This window comes from Kitasatospora sp. NPDC052896 (assembly GCF_044547075.1).
In the GTDB taxonomy this organism is placed as follows: domain Bacteria; phylum Actinomycetota; class Actinomycetes; order Streptomycetales; family Streptomycetaceae; genus Kitasatospora.
On record NZ_JBITZU010000010.1, the window covers coordinates 190748 to 213945 of the forward strand.

Genomic DNA, 23198 nt, shown 5'->3' on the forward strand with positions numbered 1-23198 from the left:
TCTTCCTGGAGCTCGCTGTGTTTAGGTACACGAAAGAAATGCTTAGGTATACTAAGAAACTGTGCAGAACCACGCAACCGCCGGACGGCCCGCGGCCGAGATCGAGGACGACGACCTCGGCGCGCAGGTGCGCTCCGCCGTCGGGCAGTTGTACCGCCGCTTCCGCAGTGAACGCCCCGAAGGCGGCCTCGGCGACGTGGCACTGGAGGTCCTCACCCACCTGCACAAGAACGGGCCCCGGACCCTGACCGACCTCAGCGAGCGGGGCCGCGTCTCCCCGGCCTCCATGAGCCAGACCGTCAACCGCCTGACCTCCGCCGGCTACGTCGTACGCTCACCGGACCCGCGCGACGGCCGCAGGGTGCTCTTCAGTGCCACCGAGGAGGGCCACCGTTTGGGAGGCGCCACCCGGACGCGACGGAACGCCTGGCTCGACGAACAGCTCGGGGCCCTCTCCGCCGAGGACCGCGCGGTGATCGCCCGGGCCGCCGCGCTGTTCAGCCGCATCGCCGACACCTGAACCGGCCGCGATGCGGGAGGCGGTCGCCGACGGGACCGACCGACCCCCGGTCCGTCCCGCGCCGGCCGGCCGACGCGACAGTGCCTCAGGGAACCATTCGTACGTCCGTCCAGGCACGACACCGGGGCCGCCGCGGTCGAGCTGCCACGCGCACCGCGGGCTCTCGAAACCGTGCGTACCGCCCGGACGACTCGCAGGGTGCCTTCGAAGCGGAACCATCTGCTGGAACATCACTCGGGCCGGTCCCGACGACCGCGCTTCGTGTCCTGGGCGATCCCCGGAGCCGTCAGATGCCGGGCGGCTGAATCTGGGTGTAGGTGAGGGCGTTGCTGGTGCCGCCGGGTGTGGTGACGGTGACCTGGACGGGGCCCGCGGACCCGGGGGGTGTGATCGCGGTGATCCGGGTGGCGGAGACCACGGTGAACGACGCGAGCGTGGTGCCAAAGGTGACGGCGGTGGTGTTGGTCAGGTTGGTGCCGGTCAGGGTCACCGTGGCTCCGCCCGAGGCCGGCCCCTGGACGGGCGTGAGGCCGGTGAGGGTCGGTGACGGTACGTAGGTGAAGGGGAGGGCGTTGCTGGTGCCGCCGGGTGTGGTGACGGTGACCTGGACGGTGCCGCTGCCGGTGGGGGCGGTGGCGGTGATCTGGGTGGCGGAGACCACGGTGAACGACGCGAGCGTGGTGCCAAAGGTGACGGCGGTGGCGTTGGTCAGGTTGGCACCGGTCAGGGTCACGGTTCCGCCTGGTCCCAGGGCCGGTGCGAGCGTGGCGAGGGTCGGTGGGTTGAGGAAGAAGTAGGTGAGGCCGCCGCTGGTGCCGCCGGGTGTGGTGACGGTGACCTGGACGGGGCCCGCGGCCTCGGCCGGCGCGGTGGCGGTGATCTGGGTGGCGGAGACCACCGTGAACGACGTGGCCGGCGTACTGCCGAAACTCACCGCGGTCGTCCCGGTGAGGTTGGTGCCGGTCAGTGTCACCGTGGATCCTCCCGACACCGGCCCCTGGGTCGGTGCGAGCGCGGTGAGGGTCGGAGCGTTGACGGAGTAGTAGGAGAGGCCGCCACTCGTGCCGCCGGGTGTGGTGACGGTGACCTGGACGGGGCCCGCGGCCTCGGCCGGCGCGGTCGCGGTGATCTGGGTGGCGGAGACCACGGTGAACGACGCGAGCGTGGTACCGAATTTGACGGCGGTGGTGTTGGTCAGGTTGGTGCCGGTCAGGGTCACCGTGCCTCCGCCCGAGGCCGGCCCCTGGACGGGCGTGAGGCCGGTGAGGGTCGGTGACGGTACGTAGGTGAAGGGGAGGGCGTTGCTGGTGCCGCCCGGGGTGGTGACGGTGACCTGGACGGTGCCGCTGCCGGTGGGGGCGGTGGCGGTGATCTGGGTGGCGGAGACCACGGTGAACGACACGGCCGCCGAGCCGCCGAAGCTCACCGCGGTGGCGTTGGTCAGGTTGGCACCGGTCAGGGTCACGGTTCCGCCTGGTCCCAGGGCCGGTGCGAGCGCGGCGAGGGTCGGCGGGTTGAGGAAGAAGTAGGTGAGGCCGCCGCTGGTGCCGCCGGGCGTGGTGACGGTCACTTGGACGGGGCCCGCGGCCTCGGCCGGCGTGGTCGCGGTGATCTGGGTGGCGGAGACCACCGTGAACGACGTGGCCGGCGTACTGCCGAAACTCACCGCGGTCGTCCCGGTGAGGTTGGTGCCGGTCAGTGTCACCGTGGATCCTCCCGACACCGGCCCCTGGGCCGGTGCGAGCGTGGTGAGGGTCGGAGCGGCCACGTAGGTGTAGGTGAGGGTGTTGCTGGTGCCGCCGGAGGTGGTGACGGTCACTTGGACGGGGCCCGCGGCCTCGGCCGGCGTGGTCGCGGTGATCTGGGTGGCGGAGACCACCGTGAACGACGTGGCCGGCGTACTGCCGAAACTCACCGCGGTCGTCCCGGTGAGGTTGGTGCCGGTCAGTGTCACCGTGGATCCTCCCGACACCGGCCCCTGGGCCGGTGCGAGCGCGGAGAGCGTCGGCGATGCCGCTGGGGCCGCCGTGGGGAGCGAGGTCTGGGACGTGTTCATCGGGCCTCTCTGTCTGGAACGGCGGCTGCCAGCCGTCGCCCGGAGGAGGTGATGGAGAGCGCCCGGGCGCTGCCAGGAGACGCCTCTATCCGGGATGTCCGGCCGCCTGAGCCCGGTGGACGTGTCGGGCGACAGCAGTGCCGCCTCGGATGCCAGGACCGGCGTAGGTGGAGCCGCCCGTGGCGGTGACCCGACGTCGACCGCGCCGGCTGTCCCACGTGCGGTGACGTCGGACAGTCGCCGTCGTGGGCACTCGGGCAGCGACACCGGTGGCAACCGACTGCTGGCGGTGGGCGACTCGGTCATACCGGCTGGTGGATCCAGTCGCCTCAGTGGGCGTCCATCGCAGCGCCGGATCCGGGACGCCCCTGAAGCCGATGACAGGCCGACCGCCGCCCCCTCCGACGGCTGGTGGCCTACGGTTCGGATACGTGAAGTAATCCATTTCCGCCGGGCCTCTGGCAATGGCTCCGGCATCACATCACCCGAACGGCAGAGCGCTCACGGCTGGCGCTCACAGCCACGCACGCTCCCCCCCCACCACCTTCACGCCCGCGAAGGGTACGGGCTTCCGCCCGTCAGGCACGCTCTGCCACCGTGAACCAACCGGCAGACCGGCAGCCGGAAAGATCCGGGCCGGTTCTTTTGTTCGATCCAGGCGTGCCCCGGTGCGGTGCGTGCGCTCTCGACACCCGGGGCCGCGGTGCCATGTGGGAGTGGCCAATTCCACTGAGCGCCAGCGTAGTTGGCGTAACCGCTGTGACATCCCGCTGGTTGTTCCGGCATGACCGTATACACACTCTCGATTTCCGATGATCATGCCGGTCCGCCGTCGCCCCGCACCGGCGAGGTCCCCTCGGGGCACCGGGCGCTGCGCATGGCGGCCGAGGTCGGTGTTCGCGCCGCAGGATGGATCCGCGGCGTGGCGGAACGGCAGGACCACGAGCTCCACCAGGTGGTGCTGGGCGCGTACGCGGACGCCGTCGAAGTCGTGCTGACCGGACTCGATCCGGCTGATGAGGACGTGCCGAACGGGCGCGGGACCTGGACGGCGGGTTGGGGAGGCGTGAGCGCCGAGATCAGGGAGGAACTGGACGGGTACGTGGTGCTCAGCAGCCCACCGGCCAGCGGTGATCGTCCTGACCTCACCACGGTCGAGGGCCTGTCCTTGGTGGCCATCGGCGCGCTCGCCCGGATCGCCCCCGCCGCCGTGACCGGTGATATCGAAGACCTGATGATGTTGTGCGAGGCGATCGGGCAGGCCCTGGCCATCGTCGAAGAGAACTCCGCCTGCTCCGCCGCCCCGGTGGCCGGGCCGACAGAGCGGGTCAGAATGCCGATCAGGTGCTTTGGCGATCAGTAAGGAGATATCCGCGCCGTTCGTGCCGGGTAGGATCACCCGGAGCCGAAGGCCTCGTTCCGCTGTCGCAGGTGTCCCTCGTCACGCACATTCGTTTCGGGCGCAAGCACGAGAGGTTTCGTATGAAGGTTCTCATCGCCGGCGGTGCCAGCTTCGTCGGTGACACGATCGCTTCCGTCTGCATCGACCACGGGATCGAGCCTGTCATTCTGGGAAATATCGCGGCAGCTCGGGGCGAGATCGCCGCGGGCCACACCTTCTACGTGGGCGACATTTCCGATGTGCGCCTGGTGGAGCGAATCCTCGCCGATCACCCGGACATCTTCGCGGTATTCGACTGCACGGCCCTGATGACGGCACGGGCGTCCGCGATCCGGCCGGTGAGCGAACACGCCGAGAGCGTGACCAGGGGAATCCGGTTCATCGGGCACATCGTGCGCGACGGCTGCCCTCGTTTCCTGTCCGCTCCGATCAACCAGATCGGAGCGGAAGGGCGATCGGAACCGCCGGTCAGCGGCGGTGGCGGCACTGGTGTGCCAGCCGGTGCTGCCGCGGGGGCAGCAGGGCGCGCCGGGGGTGCGGGAGGAGGAGCCCGCGCGAAGTGGGCACGCAGCGCGACGGCGCATGGGTGCGGTGGGGACCGGTGAGTGATCCGATGAAGTCTTCCGGCGGAGTGAGAACGCCGTTGACGGTCGGCCAGTGCGCCCACGTCACGGGCTCGGAGGCTGTGTCCTCCGAACAGTCGGACGGTTGTTCTGCCAGGAGGTCCGCCACGAGGTCTGACGCGTGCTCGACGCCGGGGGAGGGCACTTCGACGAGGTGACCGGAGGGCATGAGGTGCACGTCAGGATGGAGTGCCTTGCATCCGACGAAGGACCCCACGGGGATCAGCCAGTAGGTGCGGTCGTCCCGGCCGTCGCAGAGGACCGGACCGACGCGCTCGGTTCCCGGTCCGCCCAGGAGGCGCTCCAGCAGTGGCATGCCCAGGTGCGCCGGGACGCTGACGGTGTCCCACCGCACACCGGAGGGAACCGCCAGCAGGTGGTGCGGCTGGGCGGCCCATCGGATGACGGCCTGATCGCGCCGGTACCGGCCGAGGACACCAGCCAGCCACATCCCTGGTGTCATGGCGGCCGCCTGTTCGGGCGTCAGGGCTCGAGGCTTTCCGATGGCGGGTAGCGGCATGCTGGCTCCGTTTTCTCCGTGACGAAGGCGGAAGAGAGCGGGCGGGTCACGCTGCGGCGCCGGCCGGTGGGCGTGACCCGGGTGGTCCCGGCTCAATCCGGCCGTCGGTGTCGTCCTCGGCGTTGGCGGGCACCGCTCGTACCGCCACCGTGCCGACCGGTGGATCCACCGTCCGCGACACCGCGCCGTCCGAGCAGAACACGCATCTCGCCCATGGAACAACTATCAGGGACTTTCGGGAGGCAAAGGTGCTAAATGTGACTAAACCACCCTGCTGAGTGAATATGCCGTAAGCAAAGTCCGGAGGCCGCGCTGACGGGGTGTGAAGGAGGATCGACCGGTTCCGGTGCCGCGCGGCTCGTGTTTCGAGGCTTCACCGCCTCGGTCGTGCCGACAGGTACCTCGCCCGTGCCTGGCAGCCGTGGGCGGGCCGGTTCGCCGATGGCACGTGCGAGCGGGAGGCCGCCGAGCCGGTGCCCCGGTCCGGCCCGCCGGCGCCCCTGAGGAGGGCTTCGGCCTCGGCCAGCGCTTCCGGGGAAGGCGGCCGGTTGCCCCTGCTGCCCGGGCAGGGACCGACCGCGGAGCGTGACGCGCGCACGGGACGTTCCAGGGTGATGAGATCGCGCCGGCCGAGCACCGTCTGGCCCGCTCCCAGCGGGGCCAGCACGAAGCGCGCGATGATCGCTCCGTGCTCCGTGGTGATCGACACGTACGGCTCGTCCAGGCGCCGGTGGACGTTCACCACGGCGCCGGCCAGGTCCGGGGGCAGCGCGTAGAAGTTTCCCTCGAAGCACACGAGGCCCTTGGCGCCGACGGTGCGCCGAGCGCGGAAGCGGGCCGGGAAGGGTTTGGCCGGCAGGGGCAGCAGCGTCCTGGTGTCACAGGCCGGTCGGCGGGGGCCGGCCGAAAGCTCGGCGAGCCGGTCGAGACTCGCCTGTGCGGCCGGCATGCCGATGCCTTTGGGCATGGAGTGCCACCAGCGTTGGGTGATGGAGTGACGGGAGCGGTCCACCGGGGCCTGCTGGCCGTCCCGGGTGCGGATCGCGACGGAGGCCCCGTAGTACCGGGCCACGCTCGTGAAGGCGGCCGTCACCCTGCCGGTCGCCGAGCACATGGGAGCCGTGCGGTCGAACAGCCAGCGCTCGCCCGTTCCTCCCAGACGTCTCATCACCTGGTCCATGGCCTCGACGCAGTGCGCGAACTCCCTCCCCTGCGTCAGTGCCGCGCGCCAGCGACTGGAGAGTGTGAGTGAACCCATCAGCAGGTGTGCCCGGCTCCCGCAGCCCCACTCGGCCGGCGGGTCGTACAGTTCCACCCAGTCGAACTGGACGTCCTCGCCCGGCGTGCTGTCCGCCGCCGCACCGAGCCCCTGGGGTGCGCGCTGGCACAGTCCGCAGTTCGGCCGGGGCACCCGCTTGCGCAGTGCGCGGGTGAAGGTCGAGTAGGCGCCTGGATACCCCAGTTCGACCACCTCGCCGAAGAGCACGGACGCTCGCAGGTGCGGATCATCGCTGAAGCGCTGGCGGCAGTAGGGCAGAAACCGCAGGAAATGGTCCTGGGACGGGACTCGGACTCCCACCGTCCGCTCCCCGTTCAGGTAAGCCCGCACCGTTTTCCGGTCCCGCCCCAGATGTCGGGCGACCGCTGAGAGGGACCACCCCTGGCGACGCAAGGCACAGGCGTCCTGGTATTCCTCTTTCCTCAGCATCCGAACCCCTTTTGGCGGCGTACTCATCTCGGCGCGGGGTCTCGAATTCGGGAAGCCCCCTGGCGGTCCGGAAATATAGCACGGAGTGACGGAGGTCACGGGAGGGAAAAGGTTTCTCCATGGGTTTGTGCGCTGGGTAATTCCGGGGAGCGATGTGGATTGTATAAGAACTCGGCCGCAGTGCATTTTTCGGAGGAGATGGCTCGGGGTCGTCGGAGCACGTGAGTAATCCCGGTTAGCGGCCGGTAATTGACTATTGGACGACACCCGTATGCCGTACATGCGGGGTCGTGGGTATCTCGTTGACGGGGTATGAGTTCAACGCACCAATCCGCGGGCGCGTCGCCCTGGACCCGGGATCCGGTCGTGGCGCGATGCCGGACGTCGATACCCCTGCCGACCGCGTGCCGGCGTGCTCGGGGAGACCGCCGTGTATGACCCGATGGGCGACCTCTTCCCCCAGTACGGGGTCACCGTCTACGGCACTTCGGACGGTTACCCGCAGGACCCGCCGTACGACCGGCCGGACCGGGGCGACGATCCCCCCGTCGCCGGCACACCGTGGCCGCCGTACCCGACCGTCGAGACACTGGGCAGCTGGGAGCAGGAGGGGGCCTTCGTCCTGCCGCCTCCTTGGGCGCCCACCGCCGAACCCGCCGCGGTCGAGCTCGATGCCGCCCCGCCGCCCCTTCCCCGCCGCCGACGACCCGGTCGGCCGGTGACCCCGTGGTCCCAGTTCCTCGGCCCGGCGGTCGGCGGGCTCACCGCCGTGACGGTCGGCATCGTCTGTCTGCTGGACTGCGTGCTCTCCTACGGTCCGTTGCAGGACCTCGCGTTCTCCCGGGTGCCGCACGGGCTGTCGCGCCTGTGGCCGATCGCCGTGTACGGGCCGTGGCTCGCCGGCTGCCTGTCAGCGCTGCGCGCGGCCGTGGAGGGACGCCGGCCGAGGGACTCCTGGACCGTCCTGATCCTGTCGACGAGTGCGGTGGCCGGGCTGTGCGTGGCCACCGTGCCCTGGACCGTGCTCAACATCGTGGTCGTGGGCCTGCCCCCGATCACGGCCATGATCTCCTTGCACCAGCTCGTCCGCCAGCTCGACACCGTCGGCCGCGCTGGCGGCCCCCGCTGCGCGGCGCACCGCCGGACGCTCGCGCGCCTGCGCCATCCGCGGTCCGGTTCCGGCACTGACCGGCTCCGGCACTGACCGGCGGGGGTAGGGCCCGGTCGGCCCGGACGTCGTGGGGCCGCGTGCGGAGGGAGGGACACGGGTGGCGCTGCGCGCGGGGTGTGGGCCCCACGCGCGGCGCCCGCCCACTCACACGACGCTCGGGCGGGGCGGCGGGAGGTGGGTGTCACGGCCGTCGGTGAGGAGGGGTCGGTGAGTGGGCCGCGCCGGGATCGCGAGGTCCGCCGGCTGCGGGGGCCACAGGGCCAGCCGGCAGGAGACGGTCTTGGTCCCATCGGCATGCGCCTCGCAGAGCCAGGCGCCGGCGACGTGTCCGACCAGCAACAGGCCGCGCCCGTGCTCGTCGGAGACGCCCGCGCCGGCGAGCCGGGGCACGCCGGCGGAGCGGTCCCTGACCGCGATGGACAGCCACTGCTCGTCGTGCTCGATCGTCACCGTGATGGGGTGCTGGTCGGGCGAGTGCTGGATCGCGTTGGTCACCAGCTCGCTCGTCACGAGCTCGGCGGCGTCCCTGAGGTGCTCCAACCGCCAGAGGCGGAGCATCGAGGCGACCAGGTGGCGGGTGTGGCAAACCCGCTCGGGCTGGGGCGGCATGAAGGCCATGACGCGGTGCCCCTCACCGGCGCCTGTCGCCGTGCCCGGGCGCTCCGGGGGGATCACCGGTGTCCTCCGGGCCTGTACGGGGACGGTCGTGGGCGGCGGATCGGTGGGAAGGTGGCCGCCGGTGGCGGTGGCGGTGGCGGTGGCGGTGGCGGACGGCTGAGGTGTCTCCATGGTCCTTGCCTCAGGTTCCCGTCGTGGTCGGTCGGGTGTCGCTGGTGCCGCCCTGGGAACGGGGCCGGGGCTGCGGGCCGTCGTCACCGTTCAGGTCCAGGCCCATGTGCTCGGCCAGGCCGGTGGCCAGGGCCGCCAGGGTGGGGTGCTGCCAGACGAAGTCGCCGGCGAGTCTGGTGCCGAGACCGGATTCGAGGCGGGTGCGCAGTTCGATCCTCAGCAGGGAGTCGAAGCCGAGTGCCTTCAGCGGGGTCTGGGGGTCGAGGGTGGCGCTCCCGAGCCGGAGCACGGTGCGGATGTGCTCGGCCAGGTAGTCCTCGAGGGCCGTGCGGCGGGCGAGGCCGGGCTCGGCGGAGCGCAGCTCGGCCCGGATGTCGCGGCTCGGGTCTTTGGTGCCTCCCGTTCCCGCCGCGTCGTGCGTGAGGAGGCCGAAGAGCGAGGAACGGCGGCCGGCCGCCGGGATCCAGGTGTCCGGCGTCCCGGGGATGACGCCGGTGCGTACCCGCTGGTGCGTCAGGAGTGTGGCGAGGGCCCGGAGTCCGTCCTCGGTCGGGATGGTCTGGTAGCCGCGGGCGGCGAAGTCGGTGGCGACCCCGGTCTCGCCCCAGGGGCCCCAGTTGACGGCGAGCGTGCGCAGGCCGTGGGCGGAGCGCCAGATGGCGAACGCGTCGAGCCAGGCGTTGGCGGCGGCGTAGGCGCCCTGGCCGGGGTTGCCGAGCAGGGAGGCCATGGAGGAGTACAGGACGAACCAGTCGAGTGCCAGCCCGGCGGTCGCCTCGTGCAGGCGCCACGCGCCGGTGGCCTTGGGGTGCCACACCCGGTCCAGTTGGTCGTCGGTGATGTTGGTGACCGCGGCGTCGTCGAGGACCATGGCGGCGTGGACCAGACCGCGCAGTGGCAGGCCGTCGGCGGTGGCGGTGGTCACCAGGCGTCTGGCGGTGCCGGGCTCGGCGATGTCGCCGAGGACGACGCTGATCCGGGTGCCGCTGTCGCGCAGCCCGGCGAGGATCCGTTCGGTCTCCGGGGAGGGGGGCGTGCGTCCGTTCAGGACGAGGTGGGAGGCGCCCTGGTGGGCCAGCCAGCCGGCGGTGGCGAGGCCGACGCCGCGCAGGCCGCCGGTGATGAGGTAGGCGCTGTCCGGCCGGACCGGGGAGGGCGGCTCCCGCAGGACGGCGGTGCCACTGCCCTCGGTGGGAACGGTCAGGACGAGTTTGCCGATGTGTCCCGCGCCGGCCATCAGGCGGAACGCGTCGCGGGCCCTGGCGAGCGGATAGGTCCGACAGGGCAGGGCGGTCAGGGCGCCCCGTTCGAACTCGGCCAGCACCTCCCGCATCACCCGGGCGAAGACCTCCGGACGAGAGCGCTGGAGTTCGATGAGGTCGACCGCGCTCATGGTGACGTTGTGCCGCAGGGGAGCCAGACCGAGCGGTGTGTCGGCGAGGATGTCGCGCACCCCCAGCTCGACGAACCGGCCGAAGGGCGCCAGCGTCTCCAGTCCGGCCCGGATGGCCTGCCCGGACAGTGAGTTGAGGACGACGTCGACGCCCTCGCCCGCGGTGGCGGCGCGGGCCTGCTCGGCGAAGTCCAGCGATCGGGAGTCCCACACGTGCCGGACGCCCAGGTCGCGCAGGTACCGGCGCTTCTCCTCGCTGCCGGCGGTGGCGAACACCTCGGCCCCCAGCCGGCCCGCGACCGCGAGCGCGGCCAGACCGGTTCCGCCGGTGGCGCTGTGGATCAGGACCCGCTCGCCCCGCGTGAGCCGGGCCACGTCGTGCAGGGCGTACCAGGCCGTGAGGAACGCGGTGGGCAGCCCCGCCGCTTCGTCGGGGTCGATCCCCGCGGGGATGGCCGCCACGGTGAAGGCGGGGACCGTGGTGAAGGAGGCGAAGGCCCCACCGCGCAGGTCGGCGGCGAGCACGGTGTCACCGGCACGCACGTGGTCGACGCCGGGGCCGACCGCGGTGACCACGCCGGTGCATTCGAATCCGACGCGGGAGCCGGCGTCCTCGTCGGTGGCCAGCAGGCCCATGGCGGTGAGCACGTCGCGGAAGTTCACGCCGGCGGCCCGCACCCGCAGCTCGACCTCCCCGGGGCCCGGTGCGCGGCGCGTGGTCACGGCGAACTCCAGGCTGTCGAGGTCGCCGAGCCGGCCGGCCCGCAGGCGGAAGCGGTCCACGCCGTAGCGGACGGTGCGCGTGCTGGCGCTCGCCCGTTCGCCCTCGGACAGCGGGGCGTAGGCCAGGCGGGCGATGTGGCGGTCGGTGCCGCGCAGGGCGACCTCGTCCTCGGGGGCGTCGGCGGCCAGTTCCCGCGCGACGCCGAGCAGGTCGGTGTCGGCGGGGTCGGCGTCGACGAGGGTTGCCCGCAGTTCCGGGTGCTCATGCGTCAGGACGCGTACCAGGCCGCGCAGCGCGCTCTGGGCCGGATCGGCCGCCCGGTCGGGCTCGAGGTGGTGGGCGGCGCGGGTGACCGTGTACAGGCGCGGGGGCTCGGCACAGGCGGCGGCGGCCTGGGCGATGGCCAGCAGGTGCCGGGTCCGGCGCAGGGCGACCGGAGCGGGGTCGTCCCGCACCGGTGGGGGCGGTGCGCACAGCAGGACCACGGCCCTCGGCGGGCTGAGCGGGGGTGCCCACCGCTCGGCGATGAGGTTCCTGAGCCGTTCGAGCGTGTCGACGCCCACCGCGGCGTCCAGGCTCTCGGCCGTCGCCCCGGTGGCGCGCAGGGCGTCGGTCAGCAGCTGGGCGGAGCCGTCCGCCTCGCCCACGACGAGCCAGCTGTCCAGCGCCGGTGGCCCCGCTGTCGCGCCGAGCGGTTGGGGGTGCCAGCCGGTCTCCAGGAACCACCGGTCCGGGCCGGTGTCCTGGCTCGCGCCGTGGTGGACGAAGCGCAGGGCGTCGATGTCGACGACGGGGTGGCCACCCTCGTCCAGGAGCAGGACGCGGCCGATGGTGCTGCCCGCCGGAGCGGGGATGATCCGGGCGTGGGCGTACACGGCGGTCCCGGGGTCGCCGAGGATCCGCACGCTCTTCACGTGCACGGGCAGGACCAGGCCCTGGCCGGGTTCCCGGACCAGGCCGGCCACCACGAGTTGCGCGCACAGGTCGAGGAGGACCGGGTGGATCCGCAGCGCGTGTGGGGCCGTTTCCGCGGCGGTGGGAACGGTGACGCGGGCCCAGAAGCTGTCGCCCTCGGGCGAGGTGCGCAGCTCGGTGAACCCGCGGAAGGCCGGTCCGTGTTCCAGGCCACGGGCCCGCAGGCTCGCGTAGAGGGCCTCCGGGTCGAGCGCGACGGGATGCCGCGCGGCCAGCTCGGGCACGGAGACGGCCGGCTCCCGCGGGGGCGGTTCGATGCGGCGCAGCACGGCGTTGGCCTGTCGTATCCAGGCGCGGTCCTGGTCGCGGCCGAAGACGTCGCAGTCGGCGCGGTCGGGGCCCAGGCGGGTGGCGGTCGTCGTCGCGTCGGTGTGGTCGGCCAGGTGCATCAGTTCGCGGAAGTGGATGTCGACCGCTTCGACTTCGTACGGCTCGGCGTGGAAGACCTCGCAGGCGGCGGTCAGGGCCAGGGCGCAGTAGGCGGCGCCGGGGAGCACGGGAGTGCCGTGGACGCGGTGGTCGGCCAACCAGGGCAGCGCGTCGGTCCCCGTGTCGGCCCGCCAGGAATGGCGCAGCTGGGTGCCCGGTACCTCGGTGTGCGTCCCCGGGAGGGTGGTCGGCGAGCCGCCGGGGCTGTGGGGGGTGTTCAGCGGTGAGGTGGTGTCCGTCCAGTGGGGCCGGCGGTCGAAGGTGAGCGGCGGGACGTCGGCGAGGCTGCCTCCGGCGTACAGGCGGGACCAGTCGACGGTGACGCCGGCGCAGTGCAGGGCGGCGAGCTGGGCGCGGAAGGTGGTCGGCTCGTGCTCCGCGCGGCGCAGCGTGGGCAGGACGACGGGGTCGTGGAGCAGGCCGTCCAGGCCCTGCTTCACGGTGTGGGTGACCACGGGCTGGGGGGAGACCTCGAGGTAGACCTGGTGGCGGTCACCGGCCGCGGCGGCGATGGCGGCGGCGAACCGGACCGGACGGCGCAGGTTGGCGCACCAGTAGGCGGCGTCGAAGAGCGGGGCGTCGCGGGGATCGTCCAGGACGGTGGAGTAGAAGGGGACCGTGGGCTGGCACGGGGTCAGATCCGCCAGGGCGCTGGCGAGGTCGGCGAGCAGCGGGTCGACCTGGGAGCAGTGCGAGGCGATGTCGACGTCGATCAGGTGCGCGGCGATGCCGCGGGCCTGCCAGTCGGCGGTCAGCCGCCGCACCGCACCGGTGCTGCCGGCCACGACGGTCGAACCGGGCGCGGCCAGGACGGCCACGCACACCGAACCCCCGGCGTGGTGGGCGGTGAGTTCCTTCTCGACGGCGGCGCTGTCCAGGGCGACGGTGGCCATGGCGCCGACCCCGGCGATCCGGGTGAGGAGGGCGGATCGCCGGCAGATGACGCGGACACCGTCGGCCAGCGTGAGCGCTCCGGCCGTGACGGCCGCCGCCACCTCGCCCATGGAGTGGCCGACGACGGCGGCCGGCTCGACTCCGTGGGCGCGCCAGGTGGCGGCCAGCGCGACCTGCAGGGCGAACAACGTCGGCTGCACCCGCCCGCAGCCGGTGATCCGTTCGCGGTCGCGGACCGCGTCGAGGACGGAGAAGCCGGCCTCGGCGGTGATCAGCGCGTCGGCCTCGGCCAGGGCGTCGGCGAAGGCGGGTTCGTGCTGCAGCAGGTCGTGTCCCATGCCCTGCCACTGCGAACCCTGGCCGGAGAACACCCACACCGGACGCCGACTGACCCCCACCCCGACCGAGCCCCAGACCACGCCCGGGTGGGCGTTCCCGGCCCCGAACGAACTCAGGGCGCGGATCAGTTCGCGGTGCGAGGCGGCCACCACGGCGAGGCGGCCGCGCCCCAGGCAGCGGCGCAGGGCGAGGGTGTGGGCGACATCGCGCAGCGGGACGGCGGCCCCGTCGTCCTCCAGCCAGTGGGCGAACCGCTCGGCGGCGGTGGGCAGCGCGTCCCGGGAACCGGCCGGGAGGAGGAAGACCTCCGGCGGTGCGGTGCGCTGGGCCGGCAGGCGCGTGCCGTTGACGGTGGTCACCTGCCGCGGCAGTGACCACGTGGTCGCGGGCAGGGCGCGGGCGACGGTGACGGGTGCCTGTTCCAGGACCACGTGGGCGTTGGTACCGGAGAAGCCGAAGGAGGAGACCGCCGCCAGTCGTGAGGACGTCCGGGTGGGCCAGGCGGTCAGCTCGGTGGGGACGAACAGGCGGGTGCCGTCGGCGGCGATGGCCGGATTCCAGCGGGTGAAGTGCAGGTTGGGCGGGATGAGCCCGTTCCGCAGGCAGAGCACCGCCTTGATCAGGCCGACGACTCCGGCGGCCGGCTCCAGGTGCCCCAGGTTCGTCTTGACCGATCCGAGTGCGCAGCGGCCCTGGCCCACGCCGTAGACCTCGGCCAGGCTGGCGAACTCGACGGGGTCCCCGACCGGTGTGCCCGTGCCGTGGGTCTCGACCATCCCCACTTCGCGCGGGTCGGTCCGGGCCCGTGTCAGGGCCTGCCGGAACACGGCCTGCTGGGCGAGGCCCGAGGGGGCGGCCAGACCGTCGGAGCGGCCGTCCTGGTTGACCGCCGAGCCGCGGACCACGGCCAGGACGCGGTCGTTGTCGCGCAGCGCGTCGCGAAGGCGCTTGAGGACGACGACGCCGCAGCCCTCGCCGCGGACGAATCCGTCGGCCGCGGCGTCGAAGGTGCGACAGCGCCCGGTCGGCGAGAGCATGCCCATCCGGGCGAAGGACATCGTCGTGCGGGCACCGAGCACCAACGTGACACCGCCCGCCAGCGCGAGGTCGCACTCCTCGTTGCGCAGGGCCTGACAGGCCAGGTGGAGCGCCACCAGTGAGGAGGAACAGGCGGTGTCCAGGGCGACGCACGGCCCGTGCAGGCCCAACAGGTAGGAGATGCGGCCCGCGGCCACGCAGTGCCCGTTGGTCAGGATGGAGCCCTCCAACTCGCTGGGCCGGCCGGCGAGGGACTCCATGTAGTCGGTGTAGCTGAGGCCCGCGAACAGTCCGGTCGGGGTTCCGGCCAGCTGGTCCGGAGGCAGTCCGGCGTGTTCGAGCGCCTCCCAGGCCACCTCCAGCAGCAGCCGGTGCTGGGGGTCCAGGACGTCCGCCTCCTTGCCGGACACTCCGAAGAAGTCCGCGTCGAAGCCGGAGACGTCCCGGAGGTAGCCGCCCCACCGGGGCACTGCCGAGGCCGGGTCGAGCGGTCCGCCCGGGGCCTGTTGCTGGGCACGGCCCGGCGGGGGGTCCCCGATCGCGTCGCGCGCGTCCACGAGCAGTCGCCACAGCGCGGCGGGCGAGTCGACGTCGCCCGGCAGTCGGCATCCCATGCCGATGACGGCGATGTGCGGGCCGGCGGGTCCCGGCTCGTGTGTGTGGTCCATCACGGGGTGCTCCATCTCGCTTGAGCGGACGCGAACGGGGAGGGGTGAGGGCACCCCGCGTCGGCGGGGCGTCCGACGGTGGGCCTAGGCGGCGTCCGGGCTGCCGAGCAGGAGCGCGCTCTTGACGCCTCCGATCTGGTAGTTGCAGCTCAGCGCGTAGTCGAAGGCGAGCGGACGGGTGGTCACGCCGGGCACCGGGTCGAAGCTGAGGTTGTCGGCCGGCTCCTCGCAGTTCGCCGTGGGGCACACCTCTCCGTTTTCCAGCATGAGAAGCGTCAGCGCGACGCCGAGGGCGCCCGCCGGGGCGCCGTTGTGGCCGAAACAGGCTTCCTGGGAGGTCATCAGCAGGTCCGCCGCGCCAGGGCCGTAGAGCTGTGCGGCGGCGTTCGACTCGAAGGCGGTCACCACCACGTCGCCGTCGCTGCCGCCGTGGATGTAGGGCACCTGGTCGACCGTCCAGCGGTCCCCGAGGCACGCGCGGACGGCGGCCACGAGTGAGGCGCCGCTCTCGTCGCTCGCCAGCGGGTTGGCGAGGCCGTCCCGGGTCATGGCGTGCGAGAGGACCTGGCCGTAGGCGTGGGCTCCGCGCCGGTGGGCGCGCTCGCGGCTCTCCAGCACCAGCGTCACCGCGCCCTCTCCGTGGTTCACGCAGTCGGCGCGTCGGTCGTAGGGCCGCATGACCCGGTCGAACGACGGGAGCAGCTCGGGCATCCCGTCCACCCGGATCGACTCGTAGCTGCGTTGGGCGCCGTGCAGCAGCCGTTGGACGTTGTTGATCACGTTGACGCCGAAGACGTCGACACCGGTGACGACGGCGAGGTCGATGTCGCCGTCGGCGATCATCCGGCGGGCGTTGCCGATCTGTACGGCGGAGGACGCGCAGCCGCACGACACGGTGAAGCAGGGGCCGGTGGTACGCGCCAACGCCCCCTGGACCAGGGCGACATCGGACGGGGTGAGCCCCTGCTGGGCCCTGACGAACAGCTCCATCGCCTGTTGCGGGGTCGTCGTCCGGGCGTCGGCCTCCAGGACGGCGAGGTAGCTGGGGACGTTGGCGTCGATGCCCCCGCGTCCGGCCAGCACCGCGGCGTCGGCCAGGTCACCGGCGCGGATGTCCAGTCCCGCGTCCGCGCAGGCTTCCACCAGCGACACCAGCCCGAAGCGGTGCGCGTCGGTGTAGTGCTGGGAGAAGATCCCCGGCAGATCGGGCAGACGTTCCTCGAACGCGGTGGCCGGCAGGTCGACCGAGCCGTAGTAGACACCGTGGTGCTTGAGGCAGGACCGTCCGTGGGACGCCACGTCCCACACGTCGCCCGCGGTGAACACGGGCGAACTCTCACCGGGCAGGCAGAACCCCATGCCCGTGACCATGGTGTCACGAGCGCTGGTGCCGCCCGCGGCGGGCCGCCGCCCGCTCATGACACCGCGCGTACGGCCAAGACGCCTGATCATCGCCCCGGTCCCTGCGAGGGAGAAGCCGCTCATCAATGCTCACCTCTGTGTCAGTAGCGGTGCGGTGGGCCGTCGTGCGGGAGCGGAGCTACTCCGCGATGGCCGTTCGATACGACCAGCGGTAGACGGGCATCGGCTCGCCCCCGACGTCGTCGTACTCCTGGCAGAACTCGAAATGCTCGTAGCCGTTCCCGTGCGCTATCTTCAGTCGATCCTCGACCTCGCCGTCCGGGATCTCCCAGATTGCCGGAAGGTCACTCGGACCGCCTTTGAGCAGCACGAGAAACGAACGAGACATGATGCCGCCTAACGCGCAGGCCGGCGCAATGTCGGCCTTGTCGAGAATTCAAATCCTGTACGAATTTACGTGGTTTGCTCGTACCCGCCACAAGTCGATGTCAACCAAACTTGCCCGGTAGCAGGAGGGGTGAATCGGGGGCGCGTATCCGATGCGAGCTACGGCTCGGTCAGAGGATTCACTCAAGGAATCCTGGCGAGCTTTCAAAATAGACATACTATGCAGCTCGGCCGGGGAAATGGCCACTGGCGCGACCTGGCCGGGCGAACTTGCCGGTCGCGTCGATCTCCGCCGTTCTCGGCAGCACATCACCTGGTCAAGGCCGGTTTCCTGGTATCAGCCGGCCCGGTGTCCGGCCTGTTCGCCGAGGGCCTCGGCGGGTGACCGGCCACGATATCGGCCTGCGCGCCCCGAGTGCCGGGTGCCGGATCCCGCTGCGCGTGACGCTCTCCCGGCGAGTCCGTCCGTCCGGATGCGGATCGTGAAGATCTTATCCTGATCAATGTTTTCCGGGCAGTCCGGTCTCCCTTGCCGGGCATGCGACAGATCCCTGGCCGGGCGGAATTCGACAAACTGCATCGAAAGGCTGGCAGGTGTCGCCAGGAATGCAGCTGGAGTCAGTGCGCCCCGGCGTGTTCGAAATATGGCAGGCGCCCTCCTCCAACTAGCTGACGATCCGTCAGGAGCTGGTTCGACCATTGCTTTCTGAAAGTCCGTGAACCTAGCGTCGAATAAAACGCCAGGGCAAGTCGACCAGAGCGACTCGTCCCTCGTCCTCCACCGGAAAGAGGAAAGCAATGGCACCGATTCTCCTCACGCTCGTTCCCCCGCAGGGCCCGACGACCGGGGGCAACTCCGTGATCATCGTCGGCACCGGCCTGACGGGAGCCACGGCGGTGATGTTCGGCACCACGCCGGCGACCAGCTTCACCGTCCTGTTCGACGGCGCCATCACGGCCGTCGCCCCGGCCGGAACGGGCACGGCCCAGGTCACGGTGACCACCCCCGCGGGCACCAGCAACCCCGCCACCTACACCTACCAGGTGGCGTCGGCGCCGGTGATCCTCGCGCTGGTGCCGCCGATCGGCCTGGCGCAGGGCGGCATCCCGGTCCTCATCGCCGGGACCAGCCTGACCGGCACCACGGCGGTGAACTTCGGGGCCACCCCGGCCACCAACTTCACCGTCCTCGGTGACGGAGCCGTCCTGGCCGTCTCCCCGCCCGGAACCGGTACCGTCCAGGTCACGGTGACCACGGGCGCCGGCACCAGTAACGGCGCCTCCTACACCTACCTGTAGGACGCAGGGGCATAGGCCCGGGCCGGGGGACGCGTTCTCCGGAGAGGAAGGACCCTCGACGGACGACGCGCCGGGACCGCCCTTCGGGCGACGAGTGGGCTCCGACAGGACACGGAACTGTCGGAGCCCACCCGCGTGGGCCGATCACGGCCCACGCCCTCAGGGCATCGGGTCGTGATGATGCGTGGACGTAGCCGGTCCCGCGTGGGACTGGTGGCGGGGGAGGCGGCCTCGCCGCGACGCCGTGCCGCTCCTCGGAGCGGATGACGCCGAACAACGCCTGGCACTTCGTCCCGCCGGCGCGGATCGGCGCGTTTCAGCATGAGGACGATCGCCCCGCGCCGCGCCAGGAGCGGCGGCTCCCGCCTCCACCGGAGCCGCCTGGTGTCCGCCGGCCCGCCGGCGTCGCCCATGAGCCGCGGGCCCTCGGCGGTACGCCGTCACTTCCGGACCGCGGGCCGCCGACAGCCGTGGCGCTGCCACGCTCACCGTCGCTGACGTCCCCTCCGAGCACCCCGGGTCGATCCGGTGGCCGCACACGGCGGCCTGCGGCGGCATGAGCCATGTCAGGGCCGGCGACCAGTACCAGCCCGTCGCGGGGCAGGGCCGGCTCGGCGCCCGTGGGCATCGAATCGGGGCAACCCACCGAGTCGCGATGCCAACCAGCAGGCTCCGCAGCGCAAAGATCGCTCGCATAGCGCCTCCTCGGGCCTATGTGAGCCGCCGCACCAGCCGATGTCGGGAACCGACACCGGCTGGTGGATCCAAGTCCTCTACGAGGGCGCCCATCGCGACCAGGGCTCGCCCGCCGTCTTTCCCCAAGAGAGGAAGGGCGGCAGGCAAGCTGGCTGCCACGTTCCCCCGGAGAGGGATGGGCGGCCCGCCGGTTTGGACACAGACAGTAACCCAGAGGAGTGAAACCGCTGACAAGGACTCGGGCCGCCAAGTCACCCATATGGCGGAGCGTCCGACGCTTCGTTCCCGCTGCCCTCCGAGGTGCGGATCCGGCCGTCGCGGTGTCGGTGACCTTCCCCGCGGCCACGTCGGCGCAGGTGGTGGCGTAGGTGGCGGTGCAGGTCTCGGAGGAGCCCGGCGTCAGCGGACCGGTGGGGCAGGTGACCGTCGGCGAGCCGGGTCCGTTGTCGGTGACCGCGACGTCGAGGTTCGTCAGGGTCTGTGTACCGCCAGGCCCGCAGGCCCAGACCGAAAGCGCCGGACGGGAAGTGATCGCCGTGGACCCCCGCAACACCTCGCGCACCTGCCCGCCCTGCGGGCACGTCGCGGCGGAGAACCGGCCCACACGGGACACCTTCCGCTGCGTTGGCCGTGGCCACGAGGCGCACGCTGACACGGTGGGAGCCGTCAACGTGCTACGGGCCGGGCTGGTCCGCCGCGACGCCCGGAAGGGTCAGCGAGAAGCCCCCGCGTCCACGCGGGGGGAGGAGTCACCTTCAGCACCCGAATCGGCGAGCGTCCGTGCAGCCGCCCCAAGGCATCTGGCGCGTCATTCGAGAATCACTTGCGCGGTCCAACCCGGCTTCCGGGTGCTACCCGAACATCCCCAGGAGGACGCTGTCACGTCGACGACTCCGTGCCCCGCCGGGGTGACCGGCCGGCTCGTCCCACGGGGCGTCCGCGGGCATGCCGAGGCCCGGCCTTCCCCGCAGGGGCGAACGGTCAGCAGCCTCGCGGTGGAGGCGATCGGCGCCTTCGCGGGATGGCCCGCGCTGTGTCTGCTCGGAGGGGAGCCCCGGCCGGCCTGGAAGGGGAGGCGGACCGGGGCTCGTCAAAGGGGGGTGGGGCCTGCCCGGGCAGGAGAAGGGGGGCGCCCTGCCCGGACAGGCGGTCGGTGTGCCCGGTTTCGGGGACCGGGCCGCCGGTGACCCGGATCGCGGGTCAGATACCGGGGCCGGCGGTGTAGGTGAACCCACCGGTCAGCGTGACGGAGCCTCCGGTGGTGGTGACCACGACGTCCGCCGCTCCGGCGGTCCCGGGCGGGGTGACGGCGGAGATCTCCGTGTCGGAGATGACGCTGAACGGCGCCGTGGCGCCACCGAAGGTCACCGACTGGGTGGTGGTGAGGTTGGTGCCGGGCAGGGTCACGGCCGTGCCGCCGGACGTCGGCCCGCTCGCGGGGACCGGGGTGCCGAGGGTGGGCGCGTTGACGTAGGTGTAGGACAGGCCGTTGTTGGTGCCGCCCGCGGTGGTGACGGTGACACCCACCGGCCCGGCCGCCGTCCCGGCCGGCACCGTGACGGTCAGCTGGCTGTCGCTGACCACGGTCGGGGTCGCGGAGACCGTGCCGAAGTCCACCGCGGTGGCGGTGGACAGGCCGGTGCCGGTGATGGTGACCGTGTTGCCGCCCGCGGTGACACCGGAGACGGGGGACAGGCTGGACTTGAACGGCGCGCCGACGTAGTAGAACGGCAGCGGGTTGCTGGTCCCGCCGGGGGTGGTGACGGTGACGTTGACCGTGCCGCTCCCGGACGGGGAGGTGACGGTGACGGAGGTGGCCGTGTTGGCGGTGATGGTGGCCAGGTTGGAGCCGAAGTGCACGGCCGTGGCGCCGCTGAGGTTGGTTCCGGTGATGGTGACCGTCGTCCCGCCACCGGTGGATCCCTGGTCGGGGGAGATAGGCATGGATGGACTCCTTCGTTGACTCCTGCGATTGGCGGGTGACCCGCCGGGACCGACCAGCCGTGCTGGCCACCGATGGTCCGCAGCGGTCACCGCCGGGGTCCCCGCCCCGATGGACGGTGGTGGCGTCAGCTGCCGCACCAGGCCGTACCGCCAGGCGGGGTGTGGTCGCCCGATGCGATTCCGGCGGCCCCGCGGGCAGTCCGTGTCACCGCACGGAACAGGCTCGCGGGGCCACTTCCCGGGCGAAGGAGGGGGACGCGGACGCGGATCACGCACGAGATGCGGACAGTTCGCACAGCGGCCCCCAGACGGAGTGGCGTGAGCCGCTGCCCCGGACCGTGCCCACCAAGGGCACGGGGCGGTGCTTCATGTCCTCCGCGGGGACCGCCCATTGCGGCACCGGGCTGTGCCGTCCCCACGCTCCGGGACGGATCACCAGGCAGGCCTTGCGCAATTCCCCGAGAGGGATGGGCGGCCCACCGGTTCGAACGAGAACCAGTAACCCATCGAGTGATAACGCCGGCAATAGCCTTGACGGCCAGTCACCCGAATGGACGAGCGTGAAAGAAATGCAGGAAAACCGTACGCGCCCCGCGTACGACGGCCGCAAGCCGTCACCCTCGAGGCACATTGTGACCGACGCCCAGTCAATTACGAAGCCGATGCCGACCGCCGACGCCGTGAACGCCTGCGGACCCCGGCCCGCCCCGACCGCGGCGTGGTCCCGGAGCGGGAAGAGGAACGGATCACCAACACCTGCAGGAACGAGCTGGTCAAGGGAGGTCGGCCCGGAGAAGACCGTGATGGGCCCGGGCGCGGTGTGGCGGTCGCGGGGCGAGAGTCGCGCGGGAATGACGGTGGCGGTATAGCCGAGGAATTCCACGGAGCAAGGCCAATGTCCCGGATATATGAGATACCTCGAAATGCGGCATCCCGGGACCGGAGGCCGCGTTGCGTGCGAGCATGGTGCTGGTCCGAATCGGGTGACGTCTTGATCGTCGCGGCGGGAACTCACTGGGCAGAGCATTCCCGGCCGTCATGAACCACGCTCGGAAGAGAGTGTGGCTGATACCCGCCAAGAAACGGATCGTGATTCTCTTCGCGGCTGTTCCGCTCATTCTCGCGTTCCCCGGTCGCGCCGGCGCCGCGGCCACCGTCACCCAGGACGGCCTCGCACCGACCGGCATCGCGCCGGACACCCCGGTGACCGCCACCTTGCGGGCACACTTGTCCGCCTCTGTCACGATCCCCCTGTTCACCCTGCTCAAGGCGGGCTACCCGGTGGACGGACTCTACGGCCGTGACCTGGGCGATCTGTTTGAACCCGTCCAGGACTTCAAGACCGACATGCGGACCGACATCGAGAACCAAGGGCAACACGATCGTCGCCAACATCGGCAACAACGTCACCGACCTGGAAGACGTCGGCCGCCACCCTGGCGGTCGAGCCTTCCCGGCTGGCAGCCCGCCCTCTGAGCGCGGGGCGTACGCCTGCCGCGCATGTGCTTGGTGTACGAGCTGTCCTCACTCGTTCGAGTGATATGGCTGCGGGTGGGCGGTACCTACCGTGTCAGAGGCATATCCCACCGCCCTCTGCCGGGAGGAACCATGCTCACCATCCGTCAATGTACGGCCACCGTTGCCGCGGCCGTCGTGCTGGCCGGTGCCGGCACCACGGCCGTTGCCGCACCGCTCCACGACACCCGCACGGCCCAGCCCGCCGCACCCGTTGTGACGCCCAGTCACTTCGACGACGGCAGCTTCGAAACGCCCCGGGTGGCAGCGAACACCTTCCAGGACTTCACGACCGGCCAGTCCATCGGCCCCTGGCAGGTCACCAGCGGCACGGTCGACCTGATCGGCGCCGGCTACTGGCAGGCCGCCGAGGGCGACCAGTCCGTCGACCTCAACGGCACCAACACCGGAGCCGTCGCCCAGACCTTCAGCACCGATTCCGGCAAGTGCTACACGGTCACCTACGCACTCGCCGGGAACCCCGCCGCCTCACCGACCGTCAAGACCGGTGAGGCCCTCATCGACGGACAGGACTTCCAGGACTTCTCCTTCGACGTCACCGGCAAGACGTTCGCCAACATGGGCTACGTGTACCGGCAGTTCACCTTCATCGCCACCAACGCCTCCACCACCGTCACCTTCGCCAGCACCACCCCCAACAGCGACGCGGGGCCCGTCATCGACGACGTCCGCATCCAACCCTGCTGCTCCTGCTCCTCCTGCGGCTGACAGCGGCCGGCACCCGC

At 71.6% G+C, this 23198-nt stretch carries 14 protein-coding genes and 1 pseudogene; 8 read left to right on the top strand and 7 right to left on the bottom strand.

Going from position 1 to position 23198, the window contains the following annotated elements:
• Nucleotides 1–61 precede the first annotated feature (61 nt).
• Entirely contained in the window at nt 62–520 is a 459-nt protein-coding gene (locus ACIGXM_RS22190; RefSeq protein ID WP_396563436.1) for a MarR family winged helix-turn-helix transcriptional regulator, read from the top strand.
• Between the two features lie 286 nt (nt 521–806).
• Here the strand turns inward: ACIGXM_RS22190 and ACIGXM_RS22195 are convergent, their stop codons facing one another.
• Nucleotides 807–2576, bottom strand: a complete 1770-nt coding sequence (locus ACIGXM_RS22195) for a beta strand repeat-containing protein (protein WP_396563438.1) — start codon at nt 2574–2576, stop codon at nt 807–809.
• Nucleotides 2577–3453: 877 nt separating this feature from the next.
• Here ACIGXM_RS22195 and ACIGXM_RS22200 point away from each other — a divergent pair.
• Both ACIGXM_RS22200 and ACIGXM_RS22205 read left to right on the top strand, forming a co-directional pair.
• Nucleotides 3454–3939 carry a hypothetical protein gene (locus ACIGXM_RS22200; protein WP_396563440.1) on the top strand — a complete coding sequence of 162 codons (486 nt, stop codon included), beginning with the start codon at nt 3454–3456 and terminating at the stop codon, nt 3937–3939.
• A gap of 68 nt (nt 3940–4007) precedes the next feature.
• Nucleotides 4008–4583 (top strand): NAD-dependent epimerase/dehydratase family protein, encoded by a 576-nt coding sequence (locus ACIGXM_RS22205; protein ID WP_396563442.1) that lies wholly within the window; start codon nt 4008–4010, stop codon nt 4581–4583.
• A 911-nt stretch (nt 4584–5494) separates the two neighbouring features.
• Here ACIGXM_RS22205 and ACIGXM_RS22210 read toward each other — a convergent pair.
• The gene (locus tag ACIGXM_RS22210; protein WP_396563444.1) at nt 5495–6700 is read right to left on the bottom strand and encodes a Mu transposase domain-containing protein; all 1206 of its coding nucleotides are present in this window, start codon (nt 6698–6700) and stop codon (nt 5495–5497) included.
• 559 nt (nt 6701–7259) lie between these two features.
• On the opposite strand from ACIGXM_RS22210, the gene ACIGXM_RS22215 reads away from it, so the two are divergent.
• Complete coding sequence (locus ACIGXM_RS22215; protein WP_396563446.1) at nt 7260–8033, top strand: hypothetical protein; 774 nt, start codon at nt 7260–7262, stop codon at nt 8031–8033.
• Nucleotides 8034–8144: 111 nt separating this feature from the next.
• Here the strand turns inward: ACIGXM_RS22215 and ACIGXM_RS22220 are convergent, their stop codons facing one another.
• From ACIGXM_RS22220 to ACIGXM_RS22235, 4 genes are all read right to left on the bottom strand, one after another.
• Nucleotides 8145–8789 (bottom strand): ATP-binding protein, encoded by a 645-nt coding sequence (locus ACIGXM_RS22220; RefSeq protein WP_396563447.1) that lies wholly within the window; start codon nt 8787–8789, stop codon nt 8145–8147.
• Between the two features lie 10 nt (nt 8790–8799).
• Nucleotides 8800–15249 carry an SDR family NAD(P)-dependent oxidoreductase gene (locus tag ACIGXM_RS22225; RefSeq protein WP_396563449.1) on the bottom strand — a complete coding sequence of 2150 codons (6450 nt, stop codon included), beginning with the start codon at nt 15247–15249 and terminating at the stop codon, nt 8800–8802.
• A gap of 84 nt (nt 15250–15333) precedes the next feature.
• A complete protein-coding gene (locus ACIGXM_RS22230; RefSeq protein ID WP_396563451.1) occupies nt 15334–16668 on the bottom strand; it encodes a beta-ketoacyl synthase N-terminal-like domain-containing protein in 1335 nt (444 codons plus the stop codon).
• Nucleotides 16669–16789: 121 nt separating this feature from the next.
• Nucleotides 16790–16999: a DUF5988 family protein gene (locus ACIGXM_RS22235; RefSeq protein WP_396563453.1), complete on the bottom strand. Its 210-nt coding sequence runs from the start codon at nt 16997–16999 to the stop codon at nt 16790–16792.
• Between the two features lie 797 nt (nt 17000–17796).
• Here ACIGXM_RS22235 and ACIGXM_RS22240 point away from each other — a divergent pair.
• Nucleotides 17797–18297: an IPT/TIG domain-containing protein gene (locus ACIGXM_RS22240; protein ID WP_396563455.1), complete on the top strand. Its 501-nt coding sequence runs from the start codon at nt 17797–17799 to the stop codon at nt 18295–18297.
• Between the two features lie 1199 nt (nt 18298–19496).
• A pseudogene (locus ACIGXM_RS22245) lies at nt 19497–19694 on the top strand (zinc ribbon domain-containing protein); the annotation flags it as partial.
• Nucleotides 19695–20193: 499 nt separating this feature from the next.
• Here the strand turns inward: ACIGXM_RS22245 and ACIGXM_RS22250 are convergent.
• Nucleotides 20194–20937 (bottom strand): IPT/TIG domain-containing protein, encoded by a 744-nt coding sequence (locus ACIGXM_RS22250; RefSeq protein ID WP_396563457.1) that lies wholly within the window; start codon nt 20935–20937, stop codon nt 20194–20196.
• A 1089-nt stretch (nt 20938–22026) separates the two neighbouring features.
• Between ACIGXM_RS22250 and ACIGXM_RS22255 the strand changes: the two genes are divergently transcribed.
• The gene (locus tag ACIGXM_RS22255; protein WP_396563459.1) at nt 22027–22413 is read left to right on the top strand and encodes a hypothetical protein; all 387 of its coding nucleotides are present in this window, start codon (nt 22027–22029) and stop codon (nt 22411–22413) included.
• A gap of 132 nt (nt 22414–22545) precedes the next feature.
• Complete coding sequence (locus ACIGXM_RS22260; RefSeq protein WP_396563461.1) at nt 22546–23181, top strand: choice-of-anchor C family protein; 636 nt, start codon at nt 22546–22548, stop codon at nt 23179–23181.
• Nucleotides 23182–23198 lie beyond the last annotated feature (17 nt).

Coding starts and splice junctions, on each gene's coding strand:
- ACIGXM_RS22195 (WP_396563438.1), bottom strand. CDS start 2,576: ATGAACACGTCCCAGACCTCGCTCCCCACGGCGGCCCCAGCGGCATCG.
- ACIGXM_RS22200 (WP_396563440.1), top strand. CDS start 3,454: ATGGCGGCCGAGGTCGGTGTTCGCGCCGCAGGATGGATCCGCGGCGTG.
- ACIGXM_RS22220 (WP_396563447.1), bottom strand. CDS start 8,789: ATGGAGACACCTCAGCCGTCCGCCACCGCCACCGCCACCGCCACCGCC.
- ACIGXM_RS22225 (WP_396563449.1), bottom strand. CDS start 15,249: ATGGACCACACACACGAGCCGGGACCCGCCGGCCCGCACATCGCCGTC.
- ACIGXM_RS22230 (WP_396563451.1), bottom strand. CDS start 16,668: ATGAGCGGGCGGCGGCCCGCCGCGGGCGGCACCAGCGCTCGTGACACC.
- ACIGXM_RS22235 (WP_396563453.1), bottom strand. CDS start 16,999: ATGTCTCGTTCGTTTCTCGTGCTGCTCAAAGGCGGTCCGAGTGACCTT.
- ACIGXM_RS22240 (WP_396563455.1), top strand. CDS start 17,797: ATGGCACCGATTCTCCTCACGCTCGTTCCCCCGCAGGGCCCGACGACC.
- ACIGXM_RS22250 (WP_396563457.1), bottom strand. CDS start 20,937: ATGCCTATCTCCCCCGACCAGGGATCCACCGGTGGCGGGACGACGGTC.
- ACIGXM_RS22260 (WP_396563461.1), top strand. CDS start 22,546: ATGCTCACCATCCGTCAATGTACGGCCACCGTTGCCGCGGCCGTCGTG.